Source organism: Phormidium sp. FACHB-1136, from assembly GCF_014697375.1.
Taxonomy (GTDB): Bacteria; Cyanobacteriota; Cyanobacteriia; order Phormidesmidales; family Phormidesmidaceae; genus Nodosilinea.
In genome coordinates this window covers 1-3,269 of sequence record NZ_JACJRS010000203.1, presented here as the reverse complement: position 1 = coordinate 3,269, position 3,269 = coordinate 1, and the positions used below count along the sequence as shown (strand labels likewise).

Below are 3,269 nucleotides of genomic sequence, written 5' to 3'. Positions count from 1 at the left end.
GCTTCTGAAGCTCTTGCTTTTCCTCTGACGTTAGATAGTTTCTGACTCCCATGGCTTATTCCAGAATTTTAATGTATTATACGCAGTTTAGATGACTAACAGCTTACCGCCTGGTACATCAAGCAACACCCGACCTTTGCTGATGCCTTGGCCTTTGTCCGGCGCTATCTATGGGCCTCTCGGCTTTTTCAGACATCGCAAGATGACCTTGAGTACGTTAAAGTCCCGCGCCCTATCTTCGACATCTGGGCCGAGTTACTTTGCCATGCTGCCTAATTGGATAAAGTCGAGCTAACTCAGGAGCTTTCTTTTCAGTTTCGTCCGCTGGATAAATATCAAACACAACTTCATAGGCTTGTTTCCAGGCATCAAACCCCTGAAGATCCGGCAGCTCATTCTCTTCAGCGAATTCTAACCAGACCTTATTTTCTCGCAGCTCCCTGCCATTGGCTACTCCAAAGTGATCGCAGAGAGCTTGTTTATAACCTCTAAGCTTCAGTCTTTCCATTTCCTACTCCTGAGAAAAGCGCGTTCTACCTCGATTAGGCTGGAAGCCAAGGTTGGGATCACGAGATAACTTACTTTAGAGTGCCCACCATGCTGACAAGAAAACCACGATTACAGAAAACTTCTCAAGAAGTTACGAATAACAATCAGGATTCATTAACCTTTACTAAAATTTACTCACGTACATTTAATCCAGCAGTCATTCCCATAAAATATCCATCACAGATTTGATCGCTCTCAAACCTGCGTGACCTCTCCTAATACTTGGGATGAGTAAGTCAATAGGGACTGGCCTTACAGCATCCCCGCCGATTCATACAGGCGGCGCATGAAGGCGAGGATTTTGCGGCCATAGTCGGGGTCGCTGTTCCAGCGTCCGGTGAGTTGATCCACTAGGGGAGCCACGCCCCGGCGGACAAACTGAAAACGCGGATCCACCTGGCTTTGGATCAGCGGCTCTAGACTACCGTAGGCTTTGAGGTGCTGAATTTGCGCCCGCACCCCAATCCTTGCCGTGGGGAAGGAGGAACCCTCTGGGCCACCCGTGGGGGAGCCTAAACCGCCAAAGTTGTTGTGGGCCGGATTTAGCCCGCTGCCAAAGTAGAGGGAATTGGTTTCCACCAGCATTTGGCAAAAGGCGATGTCGTGGTTGACGCCTTCGATGGCGGCTTCTTCGCGGTAGAGTTTGGCGAGGTCTTGGTATGGGGTGATGGCGGCTTCGTTGACGGTTTTGAGGAACATAATCAACTGCACCTCGGAGCTGCTGCCTAGGCCCATCAGCCGATCCATCGACCCAGGGCAGATGCCCATGCCTGTGGCTGAGCGCAGCAGCAGGGTGCGGGTTTCGCCGTTCCAATTCACAGAAACGTTGTAGCTGCGCAGATCCACCGCCTTGATGTAAACCACGTTGCCGTAGCGCAGGCGGGTGATGTTGGGCGCGTTAGTGAGGTTCACCCCCAGCAGGTCGGCCAGGTCGATGGGGACATAGGAGTTGTTGTTGACGATGATGCCCGTTTCGGGATAAATGCCGCCGTTGATGCTGATGCGAATTTCGGGGAAGGTGGAGCCGCTGGTCGCCGCCGTGGCCATCGCCGCCACCGGAGCCACCGACCGACTCCAGGAGGCCAGCCCATCGGCCAAGCCCAGGGCCACATCCCGCCGCTGGTTTTGGAGGATGGCCAAATCCTGGGGGCTGTTGAGGTGGCCAATTTCCATCAGCAAGGACGGACAGCGCAGGGAACGGGTGAAGTCTAGCCAGCCCGTGGGCGATTCTGTATCGGGTTTGGCTCCTCGGCTGGGCAGTTGCGTTACCCGGCGGCGCAGGGCCAGCAGCAAAATCTCGGCGTGGGAGCGGCGCACCTCGTTTTGGGCGATGTAGAACACCGACGATCCGCGCACCCCAGGGTCGCTGTAGGCTCCGCCGTGGATTTCTAGGGCCACATCCTGGGGCTGACAGCGCATGTTAATCCAGGCAATGCTTTGGGTGGTGCTGAGGTCATCGGGCACAGCGAGGACGGGCAACCCCCGCGACCGCAGTTCCGCCACCACCAAGTCCCGCACTTGGATCATCTCTGCGGCCTCGGTGGTGCTGGCCAACACCAGCTCCGGATCGGCAACGCCATCTTCGTAACCGCCGTGGCCCGCCGAAATAAAAATCTGTGCCATGGTACAAGGGGTTGAGCAACTCTCTGGCCAGAATCATACCTATGAACTGGGCCATTGGGACGGATTTTCCCGCCGTTTACCCCTGCCCAAAGGCTTGCAGGGCCTCCCCGGTGAGGCGGCACAGTTGCCACTCCGGCTTAATCTCCGCCCCCATGCGCTGATAAAACTCGATGGCGGGGGTGTTCCAGTCCAGCACGCTCCACTCAAACCGTCCACAGCCACGCTCTAGGGCCAACTGCCCCAGGTACTTAAATAACGCTTGCCCCACCCCCCGCCGACGGTAATCGGGCAACACAAACAGATCCTCTAAGTACAGACCGGGCTGCATCAAAAAGGTGGAGAAGTTAAAGAAATATAGCGCCATGCCCACGGTGGTTCCGTCCAGTTCCGCCAGCACCGCCTCGGCGTAGGGCCGCTCCCCAAACAGATGACGGGCCAAGTCCTCCGGACGACCCGTCACCTCGTGGGAGAGCTTTTCGTACTCGGCCAAGGCTTGAATCAGTGCCACCAGGGTGGGCACATCTGCCGGAATGGCGGGACGAAGGGTAATCGAGTCCTGGGATTGAGCACTGAGATCGGCGAACGACATAGAACCGTAGGCAGAGGGATGGTTGCTCCAATCCTAATACGGCCCTGTTCAGGAGCCTACCCTGGGTCTTTTGGGAATCGCCGTGGCACGGGCCTCTGATTGACGACAAAACTTGCCAGAACTCAGATCTGTCAAAGGGTCAGGAGGCCTGCCCCCTACATGACCCTAATGCGGTAGGGGCGCGGTTTCCGCGCCCGGTGCAGAATCGTTTGTCAGCCAACCAGGGTACCTGGTAAATGGGGCGATCTCAAAGGATGTTTGAAACGTCCTGTTGCTGGTAGCAACGATGGCGATCCCCCTAAATCCCCCTTAGCAAGGGGGATTTCTACCCCCCTTGCCAAGGGGGGCAGGGGGGATCGGCGGGTGACTAAAGCGACAGGGGATCCCTTTTCAAACGCCCTCTCAGCTCGACTTTATCCATTTGATCCAAAAAGGAAAGCAGCAAGCAGAATTCAGATGAGGGTCTGAGGAACTTGCTGCGATGGAATTTATGTCGATGATGATAGCG

3 protein-coding genes are annotated in these 3,269 nt (G+C 55.9%); all 3 read right to left on the bottom strand.

Annotated elements, in window-relative coordinates:
* Window positions 1-232: 232 nt before the first annotated feature.
* The 3 genes from H6G62_RS26430 to H6G62_RS26420 all read right to left on the bottom strand — a co-directional run bounded on the left by H6G62_RS26430 (window position 233) and on the right by H6G62_RS26420 (window position 2,761).
* Window positions 233-508, bottom strand: a complete 276-nt coding sequence (locus H6G62_RS26430) for a hypothetical protein (RefSeq protein ID WP_190500742.1) — start codon at window positions 506-508, stop codon at window positions 233-235.
* Between the two features lie 293 nt (window positions 509-801).
* Window positions 802-2,172, bottom strand: coding sequence for an N-acetylmuramoyl-L-alanine amidase (locus tag H6G62_RS26425; protein WP_190500741.1), 1,371 nt, complete (start codon window positions 2,170-2,172; stop codon window positions 802-804).
* Window positions 2,173-2,248: 76 nt separating this feature from the next.
* Window positions 2,249-2,761, bottom strand: a complete 513-nt coding sequence (locus H6G62_RS26420; protein ID WP_190500739.1) for a GNAT family N-acetyltransferase — start codon at window positions 2,759-2,761, stop codon at window positions 2,249-2,251.
* Window positions 2,762-3,269: the final 508 nt, after the last annotated feature.